Raw genomic sequence first — 21,606 nt, forward strand, 5'->3', positions numbered from 1 at the left:
TTTACGGCGTGTCCTGCACGCCCATGCCCTCAGCCTCCCGGCGTAGCAGGAAGGCGCTGCCCTCAGCTCTGGCTCTGGCTTCGAAAAGCGGGCCGGCGGGCCGCAGGCCCGCCAGCGAACAACTCACCCTGCCACGATGTACTGCTGCAGCTGATCCAGCTCGCGCCGCTGCGCATCGATCACCGACTTCACCAAGTCGCCGATGGAAATCACCCCCAGCACCTGTGCGCCCTCCACCACCGGCAGGTGGCGGATGCGGTAGTCGGTCACCAGCTGCAGGCAGTGCTCCACCTGCTCGCCCGGCGAGACCGTCACCACCTTCGCCGTCATGATCTCGGCCACCGCCGTATCCCGCGACGAACGATCACGCAGCACGATCTTGCGAGCGTAATCGCGCTCCGAAAGGATCCCGACCAGCCGCGGACCATCCATCACCAGCACCGCGCCAATGCCCTTTTCCGCCATCAACCGGATCGCATCGATCACCGCCGCATCCGGCGCGACCGAATGTACTTCAGGAGACTTGCCGTCCAACAGTTGCCGTACCGTGGTCATCTGCCTGCCCTCCGAGGGTGGGTTGCAGGGCCGAGTCTGCCACGGCGGATGCTAGCCAGGCGTCAACCAGGTACAACGGGCGCTGCTTGGATTCCTCGTACAGCCGTCCCAGGTACTCGCCGATCAGGCCCAGCGCGATCAACTGCACCCCGCCCAGGAACAGGATCACCGCCATCATCGTCGGCCAACCCGCCACCCGGTCACCGTACAGGGCCGCCTTGGCAATCACCCACACGCCAAATACGAAGGCCACCGCCGCCGTTGCCAGGCCCATGTAGGTCGCCGCCCGCAGGGGAACGGTCGAGAACCCGGTGATGCCCTCCAGCGCGAAGTTCCACAGCCGCCACAGGCTGAACTTGCTGGAGCCGGCCACCCGCGCGTGACGGTGGTAGGGCACAGCAATACGCTTGAATCCGACCCAGCTGAAAAGGCCCTTCATGAAGCGGTGGCGTTCACGCATCTCGCGCAGCGCACTCAGCGCGCGTGGCGACAACAGGCGGAAATCACCGGTGTCGGCAGGGATCGGCGTGCGTGACAGGCGACCGATCACCCGATAGAACGCCGCCGCCGTGGCGCGCTTGATCCAGGCTTCGCCATCGCGGGCCATGCGCGTGCCATAGACGTTGTCATGGCCCTCGCGCCAGCGCGCAACGAACTGCGGCACCAGTTCCGGCGGGTCCTGGCCATCGGCATCCAGGATCATCGCCGCGCCGTCGCGCACCAGATCCAGGCCGGCAGTCAGCGCGGCCTCCTTGCCGAAATTGCGCGACAGCTTCAACGCCGATACGCGCGCGTCGTCCTGCGCCAATCCTGCGATCACCTGCCAGGTACCGTCGTGGCTGCCATCGTCCACATACAGGATGTGGCCATCGATGTCGGGCATTCCGTCCAGCACCGCACACAGGCGGGGATGCAGGCACGGCAGCGCCTGCTCCTCGTTGTAGGCGGCGATGACGAAAGTAAGGCGTTCGCGGTTCATGCCCGGATTGTACGTTGCCTGCAGGTGCATGGCCTGCCGCCCCGAGGGCAGGTGTCCTCAGTCTTCCGACAGGTAAGCCGCGCCGCCCAGCTGCCGTGCCTGGCGCTGGATCCATGCCGCGCGCCGCTGCACGTACGGCCCTGGCTTTGCCGCGTTGTAGCGCCGCGGTGCCGGCAACACCGCCGCCAGCCGTGCACTCTCGGCCGGACTCAACCGGGACGCATCCTTGCCCCAGAACGTCTGCGCCGCCGCCTGCGCGCCATAGACGCCGTCGCCGAACTCGGCGATGTTGGCGTACATCTCCAGGATCCGTTCCTTCGGCCACAGTGCTTCGATCAGCACCGTGTACCAGACTTCCAGGCCTTTGCGGATCCAGCTGCGGCCCTGCCAGAGGAACAGATTCTTGGCGACCTGCTGGCTGATCGTGCTGGCCCCCCGCAGGCGTCCGCCCTTGGCGTTGTGGTCGCGGGCCTTCTCGATGGCCTGCAGGTCGAAGCCATTGTGGTCGGGGAAGCGCTGGTCCTCCGCGGCCACCAGCGAGATCGGCAGGCTCGCTGCCATCTGGTCCAGGTCGCGCCACTGGTAATGCAGGCGATAGGACCAGTCGGCCTCCCCCAATGCCTCGCCATAGCGCCACAGCATGACCGTGGATACCGGCGGGTCGATGAACCGCAGCACCAGTACCTGCAGGCAGCTGAAAGCGGCCAGCAGCAGCGGCAGCCAGAGCAGCCGTTTCCAGCGCCAGCGCCTGCGGCGCGGGACTTCCGCGATGGCCTCCACCTTGTGCTGCTCTCCCCCTGCCCCCATTACTGGTGCATCCTTCTTCTATCCGGTTGTCGGCGCATTATCCGGCAACCGCCCTCGTTTACGCGCGATGTGAGCCGATGACCGCCAACCCCGATTCCCTGATCCGCTTCCTGCTTCCCGCCGCTGGCGTCCGTGGCGTCCACGTGCGCCTGCAGGCGACCTGGCAGGAGATCCTGTCCCACGCCGAGTACCCGGATACCGCCGCCGAACTGCTCGGCGAGGCCTGCGTGGCCTCGGCGCTGTTCACCGGCCACACCAAGATCGATGGCCGCCTCTCGATCCAGCTGCGCAGCAGCACCGCGCTGCGCACCCTGTTTGCCGAGTGCACCGCTGCCGGTACCCTGCGCGGCATCGCCCAGCTCAGCGAGGGCACCGATGCGCCGCGCGACCTGTCCAGCCTGGGTGATGACGCCCTGCTCGCGATCACCATTGAGAACCCGGGCCTGGACCCGCGCGAGCCGCAGCGCTACCAGAGCCTGGTCGCGCTGACCGCACCGGAGCTGGACGAGGCCTTCGAGGACTACTTCCGCCAGTCCGAACAACTGCCGACCCGCCTGCTGCTGGCCGCCGACCGCAACGGCGCCGCCGGCCTGCTGCTGCAGAAGCTGCCGGGCGACGAGGGTGACGAGGACGGCTGGGCGCGTGCCAGCGCCCTGTTCGAGACCCTGGGCAAAGCCGAGCTGCTGGCGACCCCGGCCGAGCAGCTGCTGCACCGCCTGTTCCACGAAGAGAAGCCGGAACTGATGGGCGGCAAGCCGCTGTCCTTCGCCTGCTCCTGTTCCCGCGAGCGGGTCGCGTCGATGCTGCAGTCGCTGGGCGAGGACGAGGCCCGTGCCGCAGCCGCAGACACCGGCGCCGTCGAGGTCCGTTGCGAATTCTGCGGGCGGGAGTATCACTTTCCTTTGACGGAGTTCGGCATACTGTTCCACGGTGCCGAGGGGACTGTACCGGCGCCTGAACGGCTTCAGTAAACGGCTTGTCTTGCATCTGGGGGGATCAAGGCTTGTTAAGAATTCATAAACACCCTAGGATCAAGTTCCCGTCTCCGCGGGAACTTCCGTTGTCCGTCCCTGTCTGAACTGGTCCGATGCGTACCTTCCTGCGTCTACCGCTGGCCCTGCTGATCGCCCTTGGCGCGATCACGGGCGTGCACGCGCAGAGCAAGGACACCCGGACCGTGCTGCCGGTATGGAACAAGGGCAGCGGCAAGGTCGAGGCCCTGCTGTACCTGGAGCCCACCGGTGAACAGGCCGCCGGCGCCCGCTGGCACTTCGGCCGTAACTCGCTGGATGCAGCCTTCGGCCTGTCCTCCGGCGATTCGCTGGGCCTGCTCTGCAACAGCAGCAGCGGGACCAGCATGAGCGGCCTGGCCAGTCACTGCATGCTGGCCAGCCTGGGTGACGACGACGACCTCAACAGCCGCCGCTTCACCGGTACCGCTGCGCTGAACCGCGGCAGCAGCCGTCTCGGCATCACCGCCGGCACCGGCCGTGAAACGCTGCCGGCGTGGCTGTCCGGCCCGAACAAGACCCCCTCGCTGCGCGCCGAGCAGAACGACCTGACCGTATTCGCGCAGAAGAACATCGGCCGCGAGGGTTTTGTCTCGATCGCCGGTACCTACGCCAAGGCCCGCCTGGTACCGCTGGCCGATGCCGCACCGTCCATCGTCGACCGCTGGGACAGCAAGAGCCTGAGCATCGGCGCCGGCTACGGCAACTTCACCGGCAGCATCATCGGCCGCGTGATCGACGTGCCGGGCAAGCCCGGCAAGTGGGAGGGCCTGGGCATCGGCCTGACCTGGCGTACCCCGTGGTCTGGCCAACTTACCGTTGGCGCCGAGAACGTGATCAGCCGCGGCAAGAATCCGTTCTCCCCGCGCAATGAAAGCAATGACGACGGCACCGTGCCGTATGTGCGTTACGAACAGGATCTCTGACCCCACCTCCTGGGTCTTCCTGCAGTGACTTCTCCCGGGCGCCGAAAGGCGCCCGTTGCGTATGCGCGTTCGTGATACACGCAGAGCGCTTTTCGACGAATTGGATACCGCGCAATTCACGTCGACACACTGCGATACACATCAACGGAAACTTTTTTCGTCACTTTGCGCTAACAAACGAGACAGAGTGATGTCACCTGCGATTCAACCCCTTGATTTCGTGCATCAATTTTCATTTTCACCAAAATCATAGACTTGATTAACGCAGCTTTAATTCTTGGCGAACGCCCGCTACTATCGGCTCAGCCTCGCGATTTGGGAGCGCTTTTCGCTCCCCCGCCGGGCATTAACCCAGCCAAGATTTCTTGGAGAGAGAGAGCCAATGAATTTCCAGTCCAACAAGCTGCGCGATGCCGTTCTGGTCGCGCTCGTTGCCGGTGTGGCGTCCACTGCCACTGCCCAGGCCCAGGAAGCGACCAACCTTGACCGCATCTCGGTCACCGGTTCGCGCATCAAGAGCACCGACATCGAAACCTCGCAGCCGGTCCTGAGCCTGACCCGCGCCGACATCGACAAGCAGGGCGTGACTTCGGTCGCCGACATCCTGCAGCGCGTTGCCGCCAACGGTGCCGCCCTGAACCGTACCTACAACAACGGCGGTGACGGTTCGGCCGGCGTCAGCCTGCGCAACCTGGGTTCCGAGCGCACCCTGGTACTGGTCAATGGCCGTCGCTGGACCACCGGCCTGGATGGCAGCGTCGACCTGAACACCATCCCGACCGCGATGATCGAGCGCATCGACATCCTGAAGGACGGCGCATCGACCATCTACGGTTCGGACGCGATCGCCGGCGTGGTGAACATCATCACCAAGCAGAACTTCGATGGCGCGGAAGCCAACTTCTACAAGGGCCAGTACAGCGCCGGTGACGGCGACCGCGAAGCGGCCGACTTCACTCTGGGCACCACCACTGACCGCGCTTCGCTGGTGCTGGGCGTCTCCTACGTCAACGAAAAGGCCGTGATGGCCGGCGATCGCAAGATCTCCGCCGGTGGCCCGCCGTTCTTCAGCGGCCAGAGCAGCACCGGTATTCCGGGTTCGTATCTGCGTAACGACGAGCGTTACATCATCCTCAACGGCGTGGAAACGCCGTTCGATCCCAATGTTCACGGCTACAACACCGCGCCGGACAACTACCTGCTGACCCCCAACGAGCGCACCTCGCTGTTCGCGGTGGGTTCTTACAACGTTACCGACAACATCACCTTCCGCACCGAGGCGATGTACAACGAACGCAAGTCAGAACAGCTGCTGGCTGCCATGCCGGTCACCGGCCAGCGCCTCAGCGCGGGCAGCATGTACAATCCGTACGGCGTTGACCTGACTGGCGTCGCGCGCCGCTTCAACGAAACCGGTGGACGTTCGTTCAACCAGAACGTCAAGAACTGGCACTTCTACGGTGGTTTCGAGGGCTTCTTCGAATTCGCCGACCGTAATTTCGACTGGGATGTCGGCTACCGCTACGACAAGACCGACCAGAACGATCTGACCTACGGTCTGTTCAACAAGCAGCGTCTGGCCGAGGCATATGGTCCCTCGGCGATCCGCGATGGCAAGGCAGTGTGCCTCAACTCCGCTGGCGCAATCATTCCGGGCTGCGCCCCGATCAATCCGCTGGGTGGGATGGGTTCGATCTCGCAGGAGGCACTGGATTACACCTCGTTCACCGCGCATGACTCCGCCAGCCTGGTGTCCAAGGGTTATTACGCCAACATCTCCGGCGAAATCGTGCAGCTGCCGGCGGGTGCATTGGGCTTCGCAGCTGGTTACGAATATCGCAAGGAAACCGGTCAGTTCGATCCGGACGCCTTCATCGCCTCTGGCCTGAGCACCGGCAACGGAGCATCGCCCACCAAGGGTAGCTATGACCTGGACGAGTTCTTCCTGGAACTGTCGATCCCGGTGCTGGCTGACCTGCCGGGCGCCAAGCTGCTCGACTTCAGCGCGGCAACCCGCTACTCGAAGTACAGCAACTTCGGCAACACCACCAACAACAAGTTCGGTTTCCGCTGGAAGCCGATCGACGACCTGATGGTGCGTGGTAACTACTCGGAAGGCTTCCGCGCCCCGAGCATCAACAACCTGTATCGCGGTGATGCTGACTCGTTCGAGAGCTACATCGATCCGTGCTCCTCAACGTCTGGTCGCCGTACCGGCGCTATCGCGGCACAATGTGCGGCAGAGGGCGTGCCGATCGGCTTCGTTCAGCCGGGCGCTGGTAGTGGTGCGAAGCAGACTCCTGAGCCGTTCACCTGGCAGGCCAACCCGAACCTGAAGCCGGAAACCTCGACCAGCAAGACGCTGGGCCTGGTGTGGAGCCCGAGCTTCGTGCAGGGTCTGAACGTGACCCTGGACTGGTGGCAGATCAAGATCGAGGACGCCATCACCCGTCCGGCCATCCAGGACATCATGGATCGTTGCTATGGCGGCACCGCGCAGGAGCAGGCAGCCAACTGCGGCCTGATCACGCGTGACCCGAACTACGGCAGCACCAACCAGCGTTACACCATCACCAACGTCAACATGCCGCTGCAGAACCTGGCGTCGTACAAGGTGGAAGGTTGGGATCTGGGCATCCTGTACAAGTTGCCGGAAACTTCGATCGGCCAGTTCACCATCACTCTGGACGGCACCTACCTGTCCAAGTGGGATACCAAGTCGACTCAGGATGCTCCGATCGAGGGTCGCCAGGGACGCTATCTCGACCAGGATCCGTACTGGCGCATCCGTTCCAATCTGTATGTGGACTGGTCCTACGGGGACTTCGGGGTCAACTACGGCATTCGTTACAAGTCCGGCATGACCGAACCGTGCCCGTTTGATCCAGTCAAGGAACCGGAAACCTTCGCATACTGCTCTGATGGCGCGAAGGGAACGAACCACATTGGTGCCACGACCTACCACGACATCCAGTTCCGCTACAACACGCCGTGGAAGGGCACCATCATGGTCGGCCTGAACAACGCGTGGGACAAGAGCCCGCCGGTTTCGTACTACACCTCGTACAACATGTTCGACCCGCAGTACGACTTGCCGGGCCGCTACATGTACATGCAGTACAAGCAGAAGTTCTGATCGATCCACTGATCAGCTGATGCAGCAACGGCCCCGCAAGGGGCCGTTGTTTCTTTGTGCCTGCCAGATTGCGGCAGCACCAACGGAAAAGGCCGCGGCATTGCCGCGGCCTTTCTGCATTCAACGCAGCAACGACGCTCAACCGTTCGGAATCAGCGTCTCGATGAGATGCTCGACATAGGCCTCGAAATCCTCGCGCGCCTGCTTGGGCTGCTGCAGCTGCAGCGACAGCTGCAGGAAGCCGACATAGGCGGCGTAGGCCAGGCGTGCGCGGTGGCGCGCATCGGTCGAGCTGAGCCCAGCCTGGCGGAACGAGGCGATCAGATAGTCGAGGCGGCGCTGCGACACGCGGTCGATCACCGGACGCACCATCGGATGGTCCAGTGCCTTCAGCAGCTCGCTGTAGATGATGTGCGGCTGCACTTCATGCGCCACCATCTGGAACAGCTGGCGCAGGCGCACGCGCGGGTCCGGTACGTCTTCCAAGCTGCCGAACACCTGTTCCTGTTCGAACAGTTCCCAGCGTTCCAGCGCGGCCTGCAGCAAGGCGTCACGCGAGGGGAAATGCCAATAGAAACTGCCCTTGGTCACGCCGAGGCGCCGCGCCAGCGGTTCCACCGCAACGGCGCCTACGCCTTGTTCAGCAATCAGGTCGAGGGCCGCCTGGGCCCAGTCTTCGGCACTCAGGCGGCTGTTGCGGCCGGCGCGCGGTTCGCCGGCGGAAGCGTCAGGTTGATTCATGGGCTGATTTAACCATACGCCGGGGTTCGTTGCAGTACGCCGTTGCGGGCGAAACCGCCAAAGGGCTCACCTGCAGGGCTGCCGCACCGCACCATACGATGCAGTATTGACTTCCCTCACAAGCGATCCATACTAGCAAGTATGGTTACGTCCCCTACTCCCGCTGCGTTCCATGACCTGCACCTGGAGGCGGCCCATGGTGCCCGCCTCGCCGCCACTGCCAGCGACCACGGTCGTCGTGGCCGGGTGCTGTTCGCGCACGGTTTCGGCCAGACCCGTCACGCCTGGAATGCCACCGCGCGTGCCCTGTCTGCAGCCGGCCTGCAGACGCTGGCTTATGACGCACGTGGTCACGGCGATTCGGACTGGAATGCCGCCGACCTGCCCTACCACGGCGAACAGTTCGCCGATGACCTGATCGTGCTGGCCGGTGAACAGCCGCGCCCGCCGGTGCTGGTTGCGGCCTCGATGGGGGGCCTGTTCGGCCTGCTGGCCGAGTCGCGCTGGCCGGGCCTGTTCTCGGCGATGGTGCTGGTCGACATCACCCCGCGCTGGGATACCGCCGGTGTCGAGCGCATCCTCGCCTTCATGACCGCCCATCCCGACGGCTTCGCCTCGCTGAGCCAGGCCGCCGACGTGATCTCGGCCTACATGCCGCACCGTCCGCGCAAATCCGAGCAGTCGCTGCGCGCGCTGCTGCGCGAAGACGGTCACGGCCGCTGGCGCTGGCACTGGGATCCGCGCCTGGTGGCCGAACTGGCCCGCGACAGCGAACAGCACCAGGACGCACTGGCCGAAGCCGCGCGCCAGGTAAAGTGCCCGCTGCTGCTGGTCAGCGGCGGTCGCAGCGACCTGGTCACGCCGCAGACCGTGGCCGAATTCCTGGCGTTGGCGCCGCACGCGCGTCATGTACAGCTGCCGCAGGCCACGCACATGGTCGCCGGCGATGACAACGACGCCTTTACCGCTACTGTGTTGGACTATCTGGACGTGTTGCCCGCAGCAGACGCTGCGGCTTCGTCCGCCACAAACGAGCACGTCACCGGAGCACGCTCATGAGCATCGTTCTTCCCTTCCTCGCCCTGCTGCTGGCAGGCGCGTTCGTCGCCTACCACCGCATGCGGCTGGTTACCTGGACGCTGATCAGCGTGGCCCTGCTGGCCGCCTGCTGGCTCATTCCCTACGTCAACCAGACCGCCACGATCGTCGCGGCCGCTGTATTGGCCGTCATCGCCGTGCCGCTGCTGCTGCCGTTCATCCGCAAGCCGCTGCTGACCGGCCCGATGATGAAGGTGTTCCGCAAGGTGCTGCCGCCACTGTCGCAGACCGAGCGCATCGCGCTGGAAACCGGCTCGGTCGGTTTCGAGGGTGAACTGTTCACCGGTGATCCGGACTGGAACATCCTGCTCAACTATCCCAAGCCGCAGCTGACCGCCGAAGAACAGGCCTTCCTCGATGGCCCGGTGGAAGAGCTGTGCACCATGGTCAACGACTGGGAAATCACCCACGTCCACGCCGACCTGCCGCCGGAACTGTGGACCTTCATCAAGAAGAACAAGTTCTTCGGCATGATCATCCCGAAGGAGTACGGCGGCCTGGGCTTCTCTGCGCTGGCCCACCACAAGGTGATCCAGAAGCTGGCGTCGGTGTCTTCGGTGGTCAGCTCCACCGTCGGCGTGCCCAACTCGCTGGGCCCGGGTGAACTACTGGTGCATTACGGCACCCAGGAACAGAAGGACCAGTATCTGCCGCGCTTGGCCGATGGCCGCGAAGTGCCGTGCTTCGGCCTGACCGGTCCGTTCGCCGGCTCCGACGCCACCTCGATTCCGGACTACGGCATCGTCTGCAAGGGCGAGTGGAACGGCGAGCAGGTGCTCGGCGTCAAGCTGACCTTCGACAAGCGCTACATCACCCTGGCCCCGGTCGCTTCGCTGATCGGCCTGGCCTTCCGCATGTACGATCCGGATGGCCTGATCGGCGATACCCGCGACATCGGCATCACCCTGGGCCTGCTGCCGCGCGACACCGCCGGCGTTGAAATCGGCCGTCGCCACTTCCCGCTGAACTCGACGTTCCAGAACGGTCCGATCCGCGGCAAGGACGTGTTCATTCCGCTGACCCAGCTGATCGGTGGCGCTGCCATGGCCGGCAAGGGCTGGAACATGCTCAACGAGTGCCTGGCCGTGGGCCGCTCGATCACCCTGCCGTCCACCGCCAGTGGTGGTGCCAAGGCCGGTGCCGCGGTGACCGGCGCCTATGCGCGCATCCGCAAGCAGTTCGGCCTGTCGGTCGGCCGCTTCGAAGGCGTGGAAGAAGCGCTGGCCCGCATCGGCGGCAAGGCCTACAAGATCAGTGCGCTGTCGCAGGCCACCGCCGCGGCGGTTGACCGTGGTGACGTGCCGTCGGTGCCGTCGGCGATCGCCAAGTACCACTGCACCAACATGAGCCGCGAAGTGATCTCGGACATGATGGACGTGATCGGCGGCAAGGGCATCATCCTGGGGCCGCGCAACTTTGCCGGCCGCAGCTGGCAGGCCGCGCCGATCGCGATCACCGTGGAAGGCGCCAACATCATGACCCGCAGCCTGCTGATCTTCGGCCAGGGTGCGATCCTCTGCCACCCGTGGGTGCTGAAGGAAATGAAGGCCGCGCAGGATCCGGATACCCGTGCCGGTCTGCAGGAGTTCGATCGCAGCCTGTTCGGCCACATCCGCTATGGCCTCTCCAATGCCGTGCGTTCGTTCTGGTTCGGCCTGACCGGTGCACGCTTCGGTGCTGCCCCGGGTGACGCCTACACCCGCCGCTACTTCCGCAAGCTGGACCGTTACTCGGCCAACCTGGCGCTGATGGCCGACATCTCGATGATGACCCTCGGCGGCAAGCTGAAGTTCAAGGAATCGCTGTCCGGCCGCCTGGGCGATGTGCTGAGCCACGTCTACATGACCAGCGCCATGCTCAAGCGCTACCACGACGAAGGCGCACCGCAGGCCGACCAGCCGCTGCTGGCCTGGGCCTTCCATGACAGCGTGCACAAGATCGAAGAATCGCTGTCGGCCGCGCTGCGCAACTTCCCGATCCGTCCGATCGGTTGGCTGATGTGGGCGTTGATCTTCCCGCTGGGCCGTCGTGCCGAGGCCCCCGGCGACCGCCTGAGCCGCCGTGTTGCCGCTCTGCTGATGGCGCCGAACGAAGCCCGCGACCGTCTGGCCAGCGGCGTGTTCCTGACCCCGTGCGAGAACAACCCGGGCGGCCGTATCAACAGCTACCTGAGCAAGGCGATCATGGCCGAGCCGGTGGAGCGCAAGTTCCTGAAGGCGCTGAAGAGCAAGGGCATCGAAGCGCTGGACTTCAAGAGCCAGTTGGACGAGGCCGTGGCCGAAGGCGTGATCACCCAGGACGAGCGCAGCCTGCTGGAAGAACTGCGTACGCTGACCTTGGACACCATCACCGTGGACGACTTCGACACCCACGAACTGCGCGCGGCCAGCTACTACGACCGCCAGCACAAGGACCCGCATTCGCAGGCGGCCTGATCGCCCGCGACACGCGTTGCCACGACGGCGGGCCTCGGCCCGCCGTCGCTTTATCCGCCGACCGGAACATCAACCATGTCCACGCCCCTGCTCTCGCTTTACCACCGCCTGCAGCGCTGGCCTGCCGGCAACTGGCTGTTCTCACGCGCGGTGTGCTTCAAGGCGCCCTACTTCGCCAGCATCGCGCCCACCATCACCGCACTGGAGCCAGGCCGCTGCGAAGGCGTGATCCGCCAGCACCGCCGCATCAACAACCACATCGGCACGGTACATGCGATCGCGATGTGCAACCTGGCCGAGCTGGTCGGCGGGGTGATGGTGGACGCCAGCCTGCCGCCAGACATGCGCTGGATCCCCAAGGGCATGGAAGTGAAATACCAGGCCAAGGCCTTGGGCACGTTGAAGGCCGTGGCGACGCCCATGTTGTCCATCGTCAGTGCTGCGGACGGCTACGACCTGCCCGTGAAGGTCAGCGTGACCGATGCGGCAGGGACCGAGGTGTTCCATGCGACCATCGCGATGTGGGTATCGCCGCGCCCTCCGCGTATAGGCTGATCAACCATGACGACCGCTGAACTGCTTGTGCGCCTGGCAGGCATTCACAGCCTGGGGTTTGCCGCCTTCCATCTGGCGTTCTGGCGGCTGTTCGGCTGGAAACGCGAACTCGCCCAGCTCGGCACGGTCAACCGCGCGATCATGCAGATCCTCAATCTGCGCGTGATCTATGTGTTCCTGGGAATGGGGCTGATCGCGCTGATCTTTGCCCCGGACCTGGTCGGCACTCGTCTGGGGTTGGTCCTGCTGGGTTTCATGGCGGTGTTCTGGGTGGGCCGCGCGCTTGAACAATTCGTCTTCCTGCGCATCAACGACTGGCGCGTACACCTGCTGACGGGCCTGTTCGTGCTGGGTGCGGCGCTGCATGCCGTGCCAATGTGGCTGGGCTTCATGCGCGCCATCAGCCGCTGATCGGCGGCGCCTGCCAGCACGCGCCCACGTCAGAGCGCTCGCGACACCAGCGCCAGAATGGCCGGTACGGCCTGGATCATGAAAATGCGCCGGCTCACGCTGTACGCGCCATAGCACCCGGCCACCACCACGCAGGCCAGCGAGAACGTCACCAGCACCGGCTGATCGATCACCAGCCCCACCACGATGCCCGCCGCCAGGAAGCCGTTGTACAGGCCCTGGTTGGCCGCCAGCACGCGCGTGGTCTCTGCCTTCTCTGGCGTGTTGCGGAAGGTCTTCAGGCCCAGCGGGCGGGTCCACAGGAACATCTCCAGCACCAGGAAATAGACGTGCAGCAGGGCGACCAGCAGGGTCAGGGCGAGTGCGATCCAGTACATGGGCGGTTCCTTGGATAGATGAATGGGGTGATGGGGTCAGAGCCCTCTCCGTGGGAGAGGGAGCCGACCCCGCGCGGCTCAGCGGTCGCGCGGCAGCTTCTTTTCTTCGCGCAGCACACCGAATGCGGCGGCGGTCATGCACGCGGCAACCACCACGCCGCCGATGAACACCACGTGTGAACCAAACAGCGACAAGCCCTTGTGCACCCACGCAAAGCTCAGGTCCGCGCCGCGGTACACCACGGTATCGATGGCCGCACCGGCCTTGTAGCGCCACTGCCGGTCCACGCGGGTATAGATGGTTTCGCGTGCCGGCTTGGCCAATGCGAACTCGCTGGCGCGGGTCATCACCTGCACCACTGCGACCATCAACGGCATGGGTGAAGCGGCAAGCACCGAAAAGCCGATCAGGATCGCAAAACCAGGGATCAACAGGGCCGGCGCGATACCGTGGCGCGACAGCAGCCAGCGGGTCAGGCCGAGCTGCATCAGCAGCGCCAGTGCGTTCACCGCCAGGTCGATACGCGAGAAGAAGGCCGTGGCAGCGCCTGCATCGTTGAACGCCGCACGCACGATGCTGGCCTGCTGGTTGTACAGCAGGGTGCCCACGCCCACACCGAAAACCACCATGATCGCCAGCCAGCGCAGCAACGGCTCACGCACGATCAGTTTCAGACCGTCCAGCACGCTGCCCCCCATCGGCTGCTCGCCGGATACCAGCTGCTGCTCCTGCTCACGCAGCACCGCCCAGTGCCGTAGTCGCCAGATGCTCAACAGGCAGATGGCGAGGAATCCGGCCGAGACCAGCATCAGGTTGGCGATGCCCACACGCTGCACCAGGGCACCGGTGATGATCGGCCCGAGAAAGGCACCGATGGTGCCGGCCGCGCCGATGTAACCGTAGAAGGCTCGTGCCTGCGCGTTGGAAAACACATCGGCCATGAAGCTCCAGAACACCGCCACCGCGAACAGGTTGAAGACGGTGATCCAGAAAAAGAACGCCATGCCGCGGCCCGGCACACCGCTGTCGAACAGTACGTAGAAACCCAGCAGGGTGACGATGAAGAACCCATACACCGCCGGCAGGAACACCCGCCGTGGGAAGCGGCTGACCAGCCAGCCGTACACCGGCTGCAGCACCAGCATGATCACGAACACGCAGGAGAACAGGAACTGCAGGACGAAATCCTTCAGCGCGATGCCATGACTGGCGAACCAGGCGATCAGCATCGGCGGGAACACCGTTTCCAGGTCGGCCGAGGCGGCCATCGCCTCCCGCACCGGGCGCAGCACGTAGTAGCCACTGAGCAGGCAGAAGAAGTACAGGAACGACCACCACAGCGCCGGCGACTCACGCAGTGCCGCCGTCAGCCCACGCAACGGCCCCTTGCCCTTCACCGCGCTCACGCGGTGTCCCTCGCCAGCAGACGGCGGTTGGACAGCAGCATGGCAGGCTCCGGGGGCGGTGAAGCGCGTACGTTAGCCAATGCACTGCAACATCGCCAGCAGCAGCCACGCAGAAGGCCGCAACGCAGTGTCACGGCCCCGCCCGGACGACACGTTCCGACACATGCTTTCGGGGCGTCAAAATTCCAACTTTTTCAACGAGATGCGCATTCATCTTCGCTTTGTTTGTGCACAAGGGAAAAGCGGCGCTAGAATCGCCATCAGCAGTCGCGCACGGGTCTCCACGATGAAAAAGAACAGCCTGCGTCGTCCGATCCGTTCGGCGGCCACCGGTTTGCTGGGCATGTTGATGCCCGTTGCCTTGTCCACCACTGCGCAGACCCCACCACCATTGCCGCCGATGCCGGCCAACATCGAATCCGCCGCCACCGCCGTCGCCCACACCCAGCCCGCCGCTTACCGCACCGGCCTGGTGCCGCAGGTGCAGCTGCCGGCGGCCGGCTTCAACGTGGCCAACATCGAATCGATGGCGCAGCAGCTCACCTATGGCGAGCGTGTGCCCGGCATGGCCGTGGCCATCGTGCAGGGTGGCCGCGTACTCAGCGCGCGTGGTTATGGCGTTACCGATGTCAACAACCCGCTGCCGGTCGACGCCCACACCGTGTTCCGCCTGGCATCGCTTTCCAAGGCCTTCGCCGGCACCATGGCCGGACTGCTGGTCAACGATGGCACGCTGCGCTGGGACAGCAAGGTCACCGACTACGTGCCGGGCTTCCGCCTGAACTCTCCGGAAGCGACCGATCGCCTGACCGTGGCCGACGTGCTCAGCCACCGCGTCGGCCTGCCGTACAACGCCTACGACCGCGACATCGAAGGCAACGCCGAGTACTACGCACTCACCCAGAAGCTGGCCAATACCAGCCTGAAGTGCCTGCCCGGCGACTGCTACGCCTACCAGAACGTGGCCTTCAGCCTGATCGGCGACGTCGTCTATGCCGCCTCGGGCAGCTTCTACGAGCAGTCGGTCGAGCGCCGCATCTTCAAGCCGCTGGGCATGAACGATGCCAGCCTCGGCCTGGCCGGCATCCAGGCCAGCTCGCGCTGGGCGCGTCCGCACGTGCGCAGCCGCAATGGCTGGGTGTCGCTGACACCGAAGCCGACCTACTACCGCGTCGCCCCGGCCGCCGGCGTCAACGCCAGCGCCAGCGACATGGCGCAGTGGCTGCTGGCCCACACCGGCCATCGCCCGGACGTGCTGCCGGCACCGCTGCTGGCCACCCTGCATTCGAGCCTGATCAACACCCCGGGCGAAATGCGTTCGGGCTGGCGCCGCGAGCGCCTGCATTCGGCCGGCTACGCACTGGGCTGGCGCACCTTCGACTACGCCGGCCACGATGTGGTGTTCCATGCCGGTGCCGTGCAGGGCTATCGCGGCCTGGTCGCGCTGGTGCCGGAACGCGATCTCGGCATCGCCATCATGTGGAACGGCGAAAGCGGCCTGCCCAGCGGCCTGCTGCCGACGGTGCTCGATTCCGCGCTCGGCCTGCCGACGCAGCGCTGGCTGGACGTGGACACCGACTTCGGCAGCGACAACCTGATGGCCGAGGGCGCGAGCCCGGCGCAGCAGGACAAGCGCAAGGGCAAGGGTGCTTCGAGCAACCGTGCGGTGGCCTCGCCGCGCTGAGTTGGCGGGCTTCACCGTGTGTGCGAAGGGCGGCCTGCGGGTCGCCCTTTTTAGTGGCAGTTGTAGAGCAAAGCAATCGAGCAGTGCTCGACTCTACAAACGGAAGGCTAATGCGCGAAGTAGTGCATGCCGCCATCCACCGGAATCACCGCGCCGGTGATGTAGCCGGCCAAGGGCGAGGCCAGAAAGGCCACCAGCGGCGCCACCTCCTCCGGATCGCCAAAACGCCCGATCGGAATGTTGCGTTCGATGAACTCACGCCGGCTTTCCTCGGTGGGATGCAGCCGGTCCCGGATCTGAGCACTGTTGATGCGTCCCGGCGCGATTGCATTGACCGTGATGCCCTGTGAGGCCAGCGCCGACGACAGCCCTTTGCTCCACAGATGCAACGCCGCCTTCGCCGCCGTGGCAGCATTCACCGCGCGCGGTTCCATTGAACCGCTGAGGTTGATCACCCGCCCCCAGCCCTGCGCCTGCATCGCCGGCAGCAGTGCCTGGGTCAGGCGTCGTGCCGAAGAGAAGTTCAAGGCCATGGCTTCCTCCCAGACATCATCCCCCGCATCCACCGTGGTCGGCCGGCCTCCTCCAGCCGCATTGACGAGGATGTCGACACGCGTCAGTGCCGCCGAGGCTGCATCCGCAATGTGGCGTACCTGCTCCGCATCGGTGAGGTCGCCCAGCAGGACGATCGGTGCCGGCGCGCCTGCAGATTCGATCTCCGCCGCCAGTGCATGCAGCGGCTCGGCACGCCGTGCGCTGATCGCAATGCGTACTCCCTGTGCCGCCAGCAGCCTGGCCACACCGGCACCGATGCCACTGCCCGCCCCGGTGACCAGCGCGGTACGCCCTTCAAGCCCCAGATCCATGATGTTCTCCCAATCCGCCAGCCGGTACATCCGGCCCGTGCAGTACATGCTGTTTGATCACCCCTGATTGATAAACTCCGCGCAGGTTTCAGCATTCAACACCCGGGGTGTCAGATGAATCTGCTGGAGAGCATGCAGGTCTACGTGCTGATCGTGGACAAGGGCAGCCTCAGCGCTGCGGCGGCGGCGATGGATATCTCGGCGACGATGGCCGGCAAGCACCTGCGTGCGCTGGAAGCACGGCTGGGGATGCAGCTGTTGAGCCGTACCACCCGGCGCCAGCACATGACGCCCTTCGGCGAGGACTACTACACGCGCTGCCGGGAGATCCTGCGGCTGGTGGAAGAAACGGACGCACAGGCGCAGCACCAGCAGCTGGCACCGGCGGGCACGTTGCGCATCAGTGCGCCGGTGATCTTCGGCACGCACGCACTGGTACCGGCACTGGCCGAATACATGGCACGCCATCCGGATGTCCGGGTCGAAGTCACGCTGAGCGACCGCGTGGTCGACCTCGCCGAGGAGGGTTTCGAAGCGGCGCTGCGCATCGGCACGCTGGCCGACAGCAGCATGCTGGTGGCGCGTGCGCTGGCACCGTATCGCTTGATGATGTGCGCATCGCCGGCGTACCTGGCCAGGCATGGCACGCCTCGCAGCCTGCAGGACCTCGCCCTGCATCAGTGCCTGTCCTTCGAACCGAGCGCACTCGCACAGTGGCTGCAGGCCGATGCTGGCGAACTCGAGCGTGTGCCCGGCGGCCGGCTGCAGATCAACAACGGCGAAGCGCTGCGCACGGCAGCGCTGCACGGGCTGGGCATCGTGCTGCAGTCGGCACTGCTGCTGGCTGCCGACATCGACACCGGACGCCTGGTGCAGCTGTTCCCTGAGTTCGGCCAGACCGGTCGGCCGATGCACGTGGTCTACGCCCACGATCGCTACCACTCGACCCGCCTGCGCAGCTTCCTGGACTTCCTGGTGGAGCGCTTTCCACCGGCGCCGCACCGCTAGCGTCGACCGTCGGAAAAGCAGTCGAGCACGGCTCGACCCTGCAAACGGCCCATAAAAAAACCCCCTCCCCGCTGGGCAGTCAGGGAAGGGGGTTTCAGGATGCGGCTATCGGGAAGTACTTAGATCAGCGGCGCCGGGGTTGCCGGCAGAGCGACCGGAGCAGCCTTCTTCTTGCGGGCGGCCGGCTTGCGCTTGGCAACCTTCTTCGCTGCCTTCTTCGGGGCAGCCTTCTTGGTCGCCTTCTTCGCGGTCTTCTTTACTGCCTTCTTGGCGGTCTTCTTGACGGCCTTCTTGGCAGTGGCCTTCTTCGCGACCTTCTTGGCCGGCTTGCGGGCCGTTGCCTTCTTGGCAGTCTTCTTGGTGGCCTTCTTGGCTACCTTCTTGACGGCCTTCTTCGCGGTCTTCTTGACTGCCTTCTTGGCAGTGGACTTCTTGGCTACCTTCTTCGCCGCCTTCTTCACTGCCTTCTTCGCAGTGGTCTTCTTGGCGACCTTCTTCGCAGCCTTCTTCACTGCCTTCTTGGCGGTCGCCTTCTTCGCGACCTTCTTCACTGCCTTCTTGGCAGCGGCCTTCTTCGCGACCTTCTTCACCGCTTTCTTGGCGGCGGGCTTCTTCTTCGCAGCTTTCTTGGTTGCCATGGGATGGCTCCTCGTCAGTGATAGGGAGTTGAAACGCCCAGGTGGATCAAACCCGCGGATGCTGCGTGCGGGGACCGCCGGCGCGTCAGGCGCGCCGTTACGGATGCGGCAATGCCCGCCTCGATCGGCGGAGCGGACATCGGAACGGGAGTTGCCTTGCATTTCTCCGGGGGAAGCGGGGCCATGTCCACCGTCATCAGGGTCGCGGTGGTCTTGAAGGGGCTGCTTCGCATCGGACGATTGATTCTGCGCACTCGGTTGGGCAGGCAAGGTCTGCTGAGGCGAAACCTAATCACGGTTTTTTTTACTGTCAACAACCCCCGCGAAAAATTTTCACATCCGCGCCATCCCGGACGCCGCCCTCGCCACCGCCGTGCGCGCCCTGCAACGACCATTGAAGCGGCGCGCACGCGCGCCGCATACGACGAAGTCGATGCGCTCTCTGAACAAAAAACACTTGAAATAAGCACTCTGCGCAGATAGGCACATGTTCCGGACAACAGCACACGTGCATCGCCGATGGTCACCGGCACCGTCGCCAACGCCAGCACAACGGGGCCGCAACGGGGGGCGAAAAGTTTTCACATTCGATCGCTTGGGCGCGGGGCGGAAACGCGGATTTGCGCAAAACTGCGCACGCTGATCGGCACCGTTCGTCTGTCGGCTGATGCCACGCCGAGGGTGCAGAGCGAACCCGCCGTCATGAGTCCGACGCACTCGCCAAAACAAAAACGGCCACCCGAAGGTGGCCGTTCCAGAACCCGGAAGTGACGACTCAGTGGTCGTCGTTTTCCAGGGCTTCGGCATATGCGTCCGGATCCAGCAGTTCGTTGACCTCTTCAGCGTTGGTCAGTTCGACCACGAACATCCAGCCTTCGCCGTAGGCATCTTCATTGATGGTTTCCGGCTTGTCGGACAGCGCCGAGTTGACCTCGACGACCTTGCCGCTGATCGGGCTGTAGACGTCCGAGGCGGCCTTCACCGACTCGACAACGGCGATCTGCTCGCCAGCCTTTGCGTCGGCGCCGACTTCCGGCAGTTCGACGTAGACCAGGTCACCCAGCAGGCCCTGGGCGTGGTCGGAAATACCGACGGTGACACGGCCATTGCCTTCGACACGGGCCCACTCATGGGACTTGAGGAACTTGAGGTCGCCGGGGATCTCGCTCATGGGACTGCTCCAGAGATATGCAGGGGTGGAAAAAACGGGGCTAGTGTAACCAACCGGCCGCCACTGCTGTCAGTGACGATCGGCAGTTTCGGATCAGGCGTCGGCGAGCACGCCGGGCTGGGCCTGGCCTTCGCGCACGAACGGGAACTTGACCACGCGCACCGGCACCTGCCGGCCACGGATGTCGACGGTGACCTCACCGAGTTCACCGGCCGGTACACGGGCGAAGGCGATGCCCTTGGCCAGGGTCGGCGAGAAGGTGCCGGACAGGATCTCGCCCTGGCCGCCGGCGGTGGTCACCGCCTGACCATGGCGCAGCACGCCCTTCTCGTCCATCACCAGGCCGATCATCTGGCGGGCGGTGCCGGCAGCCTTCTGCGCTTCCAGCACGTCGCGGCCGATGAAGTCGCGACCTTCGTCCAGCGACACGGTCCAGGCCAGCGCCGCTTCGTACGGGCTGATCTCTTCGTCCATGTCCTGGCCGTACAGGTTCATGCCGGCTTCCAGGCGCAGCGTGTCGCGTGCGCCGAGGCCGGCCGGCTTCACGCCCGCCGCCAGCAGGCGGTTCCAGAACGCGACCACGGCGTCCTGCGGCAGCAGGATTTCGAAGCCGTCTTCGCCGGTGTAACCGGTACGGGCGACAAACAGTTCGACGCCGTCATCGGACTGCACCTGCAGGGCGGCGAAACGGCCCAGCTTGGCCAGCGCCTGACGGTCCGCATCACGGGCCAGGCCGATGACGATGTCGCGCGCCTGCGGGCCCTGCACGGCGAGGATGGCCAGGTCCGGGCGCTGCTCGACGGTGACGCCGAACGGTGCAGCCTGCTCGCGCAGCCAGGCCAGGTCTTTCTCGCGGGTGGAGGCATTGACCACCATGCGGAAGAAATCGTCGCCCAGGTAGTAGACGATCAGGTCGTCGATGACGCCGCCGCGCGGATTCAGCATGCACGAGTACAGCGCCTTGCCGGTCACCTTCAGCTTGTCGACCGAGTTGGCCAGCAGGCGGCGCAGGAACGGCTTGACCTGGTCACCGCGCAGGTCGACCACGGTCATGTGGCTGACGTCGAACACACCCGACTCGCGACGAACCAGGTGGTGCTCGTCGAGCTGCGAGCCGTAGTGGATGGGCATGTCCCAACCCCCGAAATCGACCATCTTGGCGCCGAGGGCGCGGTGGGTATCGTTGAGCAGCGTCTTCTGGGTCATGACCGGGTCCGGCAGCAGAGGAAACAAGAATCCCCATTATCCCAGATCGGTCGCCCGCAGGCGTGCCGCAGCGCAGCGGCTATCTGCAAGCAAACCTCATGCGACCGCGCCCGCTGGCCTTGACGACCCGCGGACGCGGCCAAACCACCGCAGCCTCAGCCCTGGGCCATGGCCTCGACCACCAGCACCGTGCCCTGCACGCTGCGCACCCGCACCCACGTACCTGCAGGCAACTCCGGTCCACTCACCTGCCAGGACGCATCGTCAATGCTGACCCGTCCCTGGCCACCAACGATGGCCTGCTGCAGTACCACCTCCCGGCCGACCAGCTGCTCGGCACGGCGGTTGAGCAACGGCGCATCGCTGGGCCGTGCCCGCGGCCTCCCCCAGCGCCGGTAGCACTGGATCGAGACCACACTCAGCAGGACGAAGGCGATCACCTGCCACAACAGTGGAATGTCGCTGAACACCGCAACCAGTACGAAGACTGCCGCCGCGCCAATGCCGATCCACAACATGAACGCACCCGGCGCCAGCGCTTCGGCCGCGAACAGCAGCAGCGCCAGCGCGCCCCAACCGACGACTTCCCAGCGCAT

Annotated in this window: 21 protein-coding genes; 10 read left to right on the forward strand and 11 right to left on the reverse strand. The window is 65.0% G+C overall.

Translation table 11 applies throughout. The features are described 5' to 3' along the window. Nucleotides 1–123: 123 nt before the first annotated feature. From N7573_RS15210 to mtgA, 3 genes are read right to left on the reverse strand one after another with little or no spacing between them, the layout of a single operon-like run. Entirely contained in the window at nt 124–555 is a 432-nt protein-coding gene (locus tag N7573_RS15210) for a CBS domain-containing protein (RefSeq protein ID WP_279913163.1), read from the reverse strand. Continuing rightward, a complete protein-coding gene (locus tag N7573_RS15215; protein WP_049401430.1) occupies nt 515–1,534 on the reverse strand; it encodes a glycosyltransferase family 2 protein in 1,020 nt (339 codons plus the stop codon). Before N7573_RS15215 ends, N7573_RS15210 begins: the two co-directional genes overlap by 41 nt. Nucleotides 1,535–1,591: 57 nt before the next feature. Beyond that, nucleotides 1,592–2,341 (reverse strand): monofunctional biosynthetic peptidoglycan transglycosylase, encoded by a 750-nt coding sequence (gene mtgA, locus N7573_RS15220; RefSeq protein WP_032130069.1) that lies wholly within the window; start codon nt 2,339–2,341, stop codon nt 1,592–1,594. Nucleotides 2,342–2,418: 77 nt separating this feature from the next. On the opposite strand from mtgA, the gene N7573_RS15225 reads away from it, so the two are divergent. From N7573_RS15225 to N7573_RS15235, 3 genes are all read left to right on the forward strand, one after another. Further along, entirely contained in the window at nt 2,419–3,312 is an 894-nt protein-coding gene (locus N7573_RS15225) for an Hsp33 family molecular chaperone HslO (RefSeq protein WP_279913162.1), read from the forward strand. Nucleotides 3,313–3,428: 116 nt separating this feature from the next. Beyond that, nucleotides 3,429–4,277 (forward strand): hypothetical protein, encoded by an 849-nt coding sequence (locus N7573_RS15230; protein ID WP_049420960.1) that lies wholly within the window; start codon nt 3,429–3,431, stop codon nt 4,275–4,277. A gap of 382 nt (nt 4,278–4,659) precedes the next feature. Beyond that, nucleotides 4,660–7,413 carry a TonB-dependent receptor gene (locus N7573_RS15235; protein WP_049401415.1) on the forward strand — a complete coding sequence of 918 codons (2,754 nt, stop codon included), beginning with the start codon at nt 4,660–4,662 and terminating at the stop codon, nt 7,411–7,413. A 138-nt stretch (nt 7,414–7,551) separates the two neighbouring features. Here N7573_RS15235 and N7573_RS15240 read toward each other — a convergent pair whose 3' ends face one another. Continuing rightward, nucleotides 7,552–8,154 carry a TetR/AcrR family transcriptional regulator gene (locus N7573_RS15240; protein WP_006464233.1) on the reverse strand — a complete coding sequence of 201 codons (603 nt, stop codon included), beginning with the start codon at nt 8,152–8,154 and terminating at the stop codon, nt 7,552–7,554. Nucleotides 8,155–8,295: 141 nt separating this feature from the next. Here N7573_RS15240 and N7573_RS15245 point away from each other — a divergent pair, with 141 nt between their 5' ends. The 4 genes from N7573_RS15245 to N7573_RS15260 all read left to right on the forward strand — a co-directional run bounded on the left by N7573_RS15245 (nt 8,296) and on the right by N7573_RS15260 (nt 12,653). Then, nucleotides 8,296–9,213 carry an alpha/beta hydrolase gene (locus N7573_RS15245; protein ID WP_032130065.1) on the forward strand — a complete coding sequence of 306 codons (918 nt, stop codon included), beginning with the start codon at nt 8,296–8,298 and terminating at the stop codon, nt 9,211–9,213. Then, nucleotides 9,210–11,687 (forward strand): acyl-CoA dehydrogenase, encoded by a 2,478-nt coding sequence (locus N7573_RS15250; protein ID WP_279912762.1) that lies wholly within the window; start codon nt 9,210–9,212, stop codon nt 11,685–11,687. Before N7573_RS15245 ends, N7573_RS15250 begins: the two co-directional genes overlap by 4 nt. Nucleotides 11,688–11,762: 75 nt before the next feature. Next, nucleotides 11,763–12,242 (forward strand): hotdog fold domain-containing protein, encoded by a 480-nt coding sequence (locus N7573_RS15255; protein ID WP_279912763.1) that lies wholly within the window; start codon nt 11,763–11,765, stop codon nt 12,240–12,242. 27 nt (nt 12,243–12,269) lie between these two features. Beyond that, nucleotides 12,270–12,653 (forward strand): hypothetical protein, encoded by a 384-nt coding sequence (locus tag N7573_RS15260; protein ID WP_256200917.1) that lies wholly within the window; start codon nt 12,270–12,272, stop codon nt 12,651–12,653. Between the two features lie 29 nt (nt 12,654–12,682). Here N7573_RS15260 and N7573_RS15265 read toward each other — a convergent pair whose 3' ends face one another. Together N7573_RS15265 and N7573_RS15270 are read right to left on the reverse strand one after the other, a co-directional pair. Then, complete coding sequence (locus N7573_RS15265) at nt 12,683–13,030, reverse strand: DUF1304 domain-containing protein (protein WP_049463540.1); 348 nt, start codon at nt 13,028–13,030, stop codon at nt 12,683–12,685. 78 nt (nt 13,031–13,108) lie between these two features. Continuing rightward, entirely contained in the window at nt 13,109–14,437 is a 1,329-nt protein-coding gene (locus tag N7573_RS15270; protein ID WP_006464416.1) for an MFS transporter, read from the reverse strand. A 286-nt stretch (nt 14,438–14,723) separates the two neighbouring features. Here N7573_RS15270 and N7573_RS15275 point away from each other — a divergent pair, with 286 nt between their 5' ends. Continuing rightward, a complete protein-coding gene (locus tag N7573_RS15275; protein ID WP_032130059.1) occupies nt 14,724–16,121 on the forward strand; it encodes a serine hydrolase domain-containing protein in 1,398 nt (465 codons plus the stop codon). A gap of 107 nt (nt 16,122–16,228) precedes the next feature. Here N7573_RS15275 and N7573_RS15280 read toward each other — a convergent pair whose 3' ends face one another. Then, complete coding sequence (locus N7573_RS15280; protein WP_049400632.1) at nt 16,229–16,987, reverse strand: SDR family oxidoreductase; 759 nt, start codon at nt 16,985–16,987, stop codon at nt 16,229–16,231. Nucleotides 16,988–17,101: 114 nt separating this feature from the next. Here N7573_RS15280 and N7573_RS15285 point away from each other — a divergent pair, with 114 nt between their 5' ends. Continuing rightward, nucleotides 17,102–17,995, forward strand: a complete 894-nt coding sequence (locus N7573_RS15285; RefSeq protein ID WP_049422154.1) for a LysR family transcriptional regulator — start codon at nt 17,102–17,104, stop codon at nt 17,993–17,995. Nucleotides 17,996–18,114: 119 nt separating this feature from the next. Here the strand turns inward: N7573_RS15285 and N7573_RS15290 are convergent, their stop codons facing one another. Beyond that, a complete protein-coding gene (locus N7573_RS15290) occupies nt 18,115–18,633 on the reverse strand; it encodes a hypothetical protein (protein WP_032130057.1) in 519 nt (172 codons plus the stop codon). Nucleotides 18,634–18,816: 183 nt separating this feature from the next. On the opposite strand from N7573_RS15290, the gene N7573_RS15295 reads away from it, so the two are divergent. Continuing rightward, nucleotides 18,817–19,116 (forward strand): hypothetical protein, encoded by a 300-nt coding sequence (locus tag N7573_RS15295; protein WP_125895567.1) that lies wholly within the window; start codon nt 18,817–18,819, stop codon nt 19,114–19,116. 292 nt (nt 19,117–19,408) lie between these two features. On the opposite strand, the gene gcvH is transcribed toward N7573_RS15295, so the two are convergent. The 3 genes from gcvH to N7573_RS15310 all read right to left on the reverse strand — a co-directional run bounded on the left by gcvH (nt 19,409) and on the right by N7573_RS15310 (nt 21,606). After that, the gene (gcvH, locus tag N7573_RS15300) at nt 19,409–19,804 is read right to left on the reverse strand and encodes a glycine cleavage system protein GcvH (protein ID WP_005410701.1); all 396 of its coding nucleotides are present in this window, start codon (nt 19,802–19,804) and stop codon (nt 19,409–19,411) included. A gap of 93 nt (nt 19,805–19,897) precedes the next feature. Beyond that, on the reverse strand, nt 19,898–21,010 hold the full coding sequence (gcvT, locus tag N7573_RS15305) for a glycine cleavage system aminomethyltransferase GcvT (RefSeq protein ID WP_279912764.1): 1,113 nt from the start codon (nt 21,008–21,010) through the stop codon (nt 19,898–19,900). 155 nt (nt 21,011–21,165) lie between these two features. Further along, on the reverse strand, nt 21,166–21,606 hold the full coding sequence (locus tag N7573_RS15310; protein ID WP_049463546.1) for an NfeD family protein: 441 nt from the start codon (nt 21,604–21,606) through the stop codon (nt 21,166–21,168).

The organism is Stenotrophomonas sp. GD04054 (assembly GCF_029836955.1).
In the GTDB taxonomy this organism is placed as follows: domain Bacteria; phylum Pseudomonadota; class Gammaproteobacteria; order Xanthomonadales; family Xanthomonadaceae; genus Stenotrophomonas; species Stenotrophomonas maltophilia_A.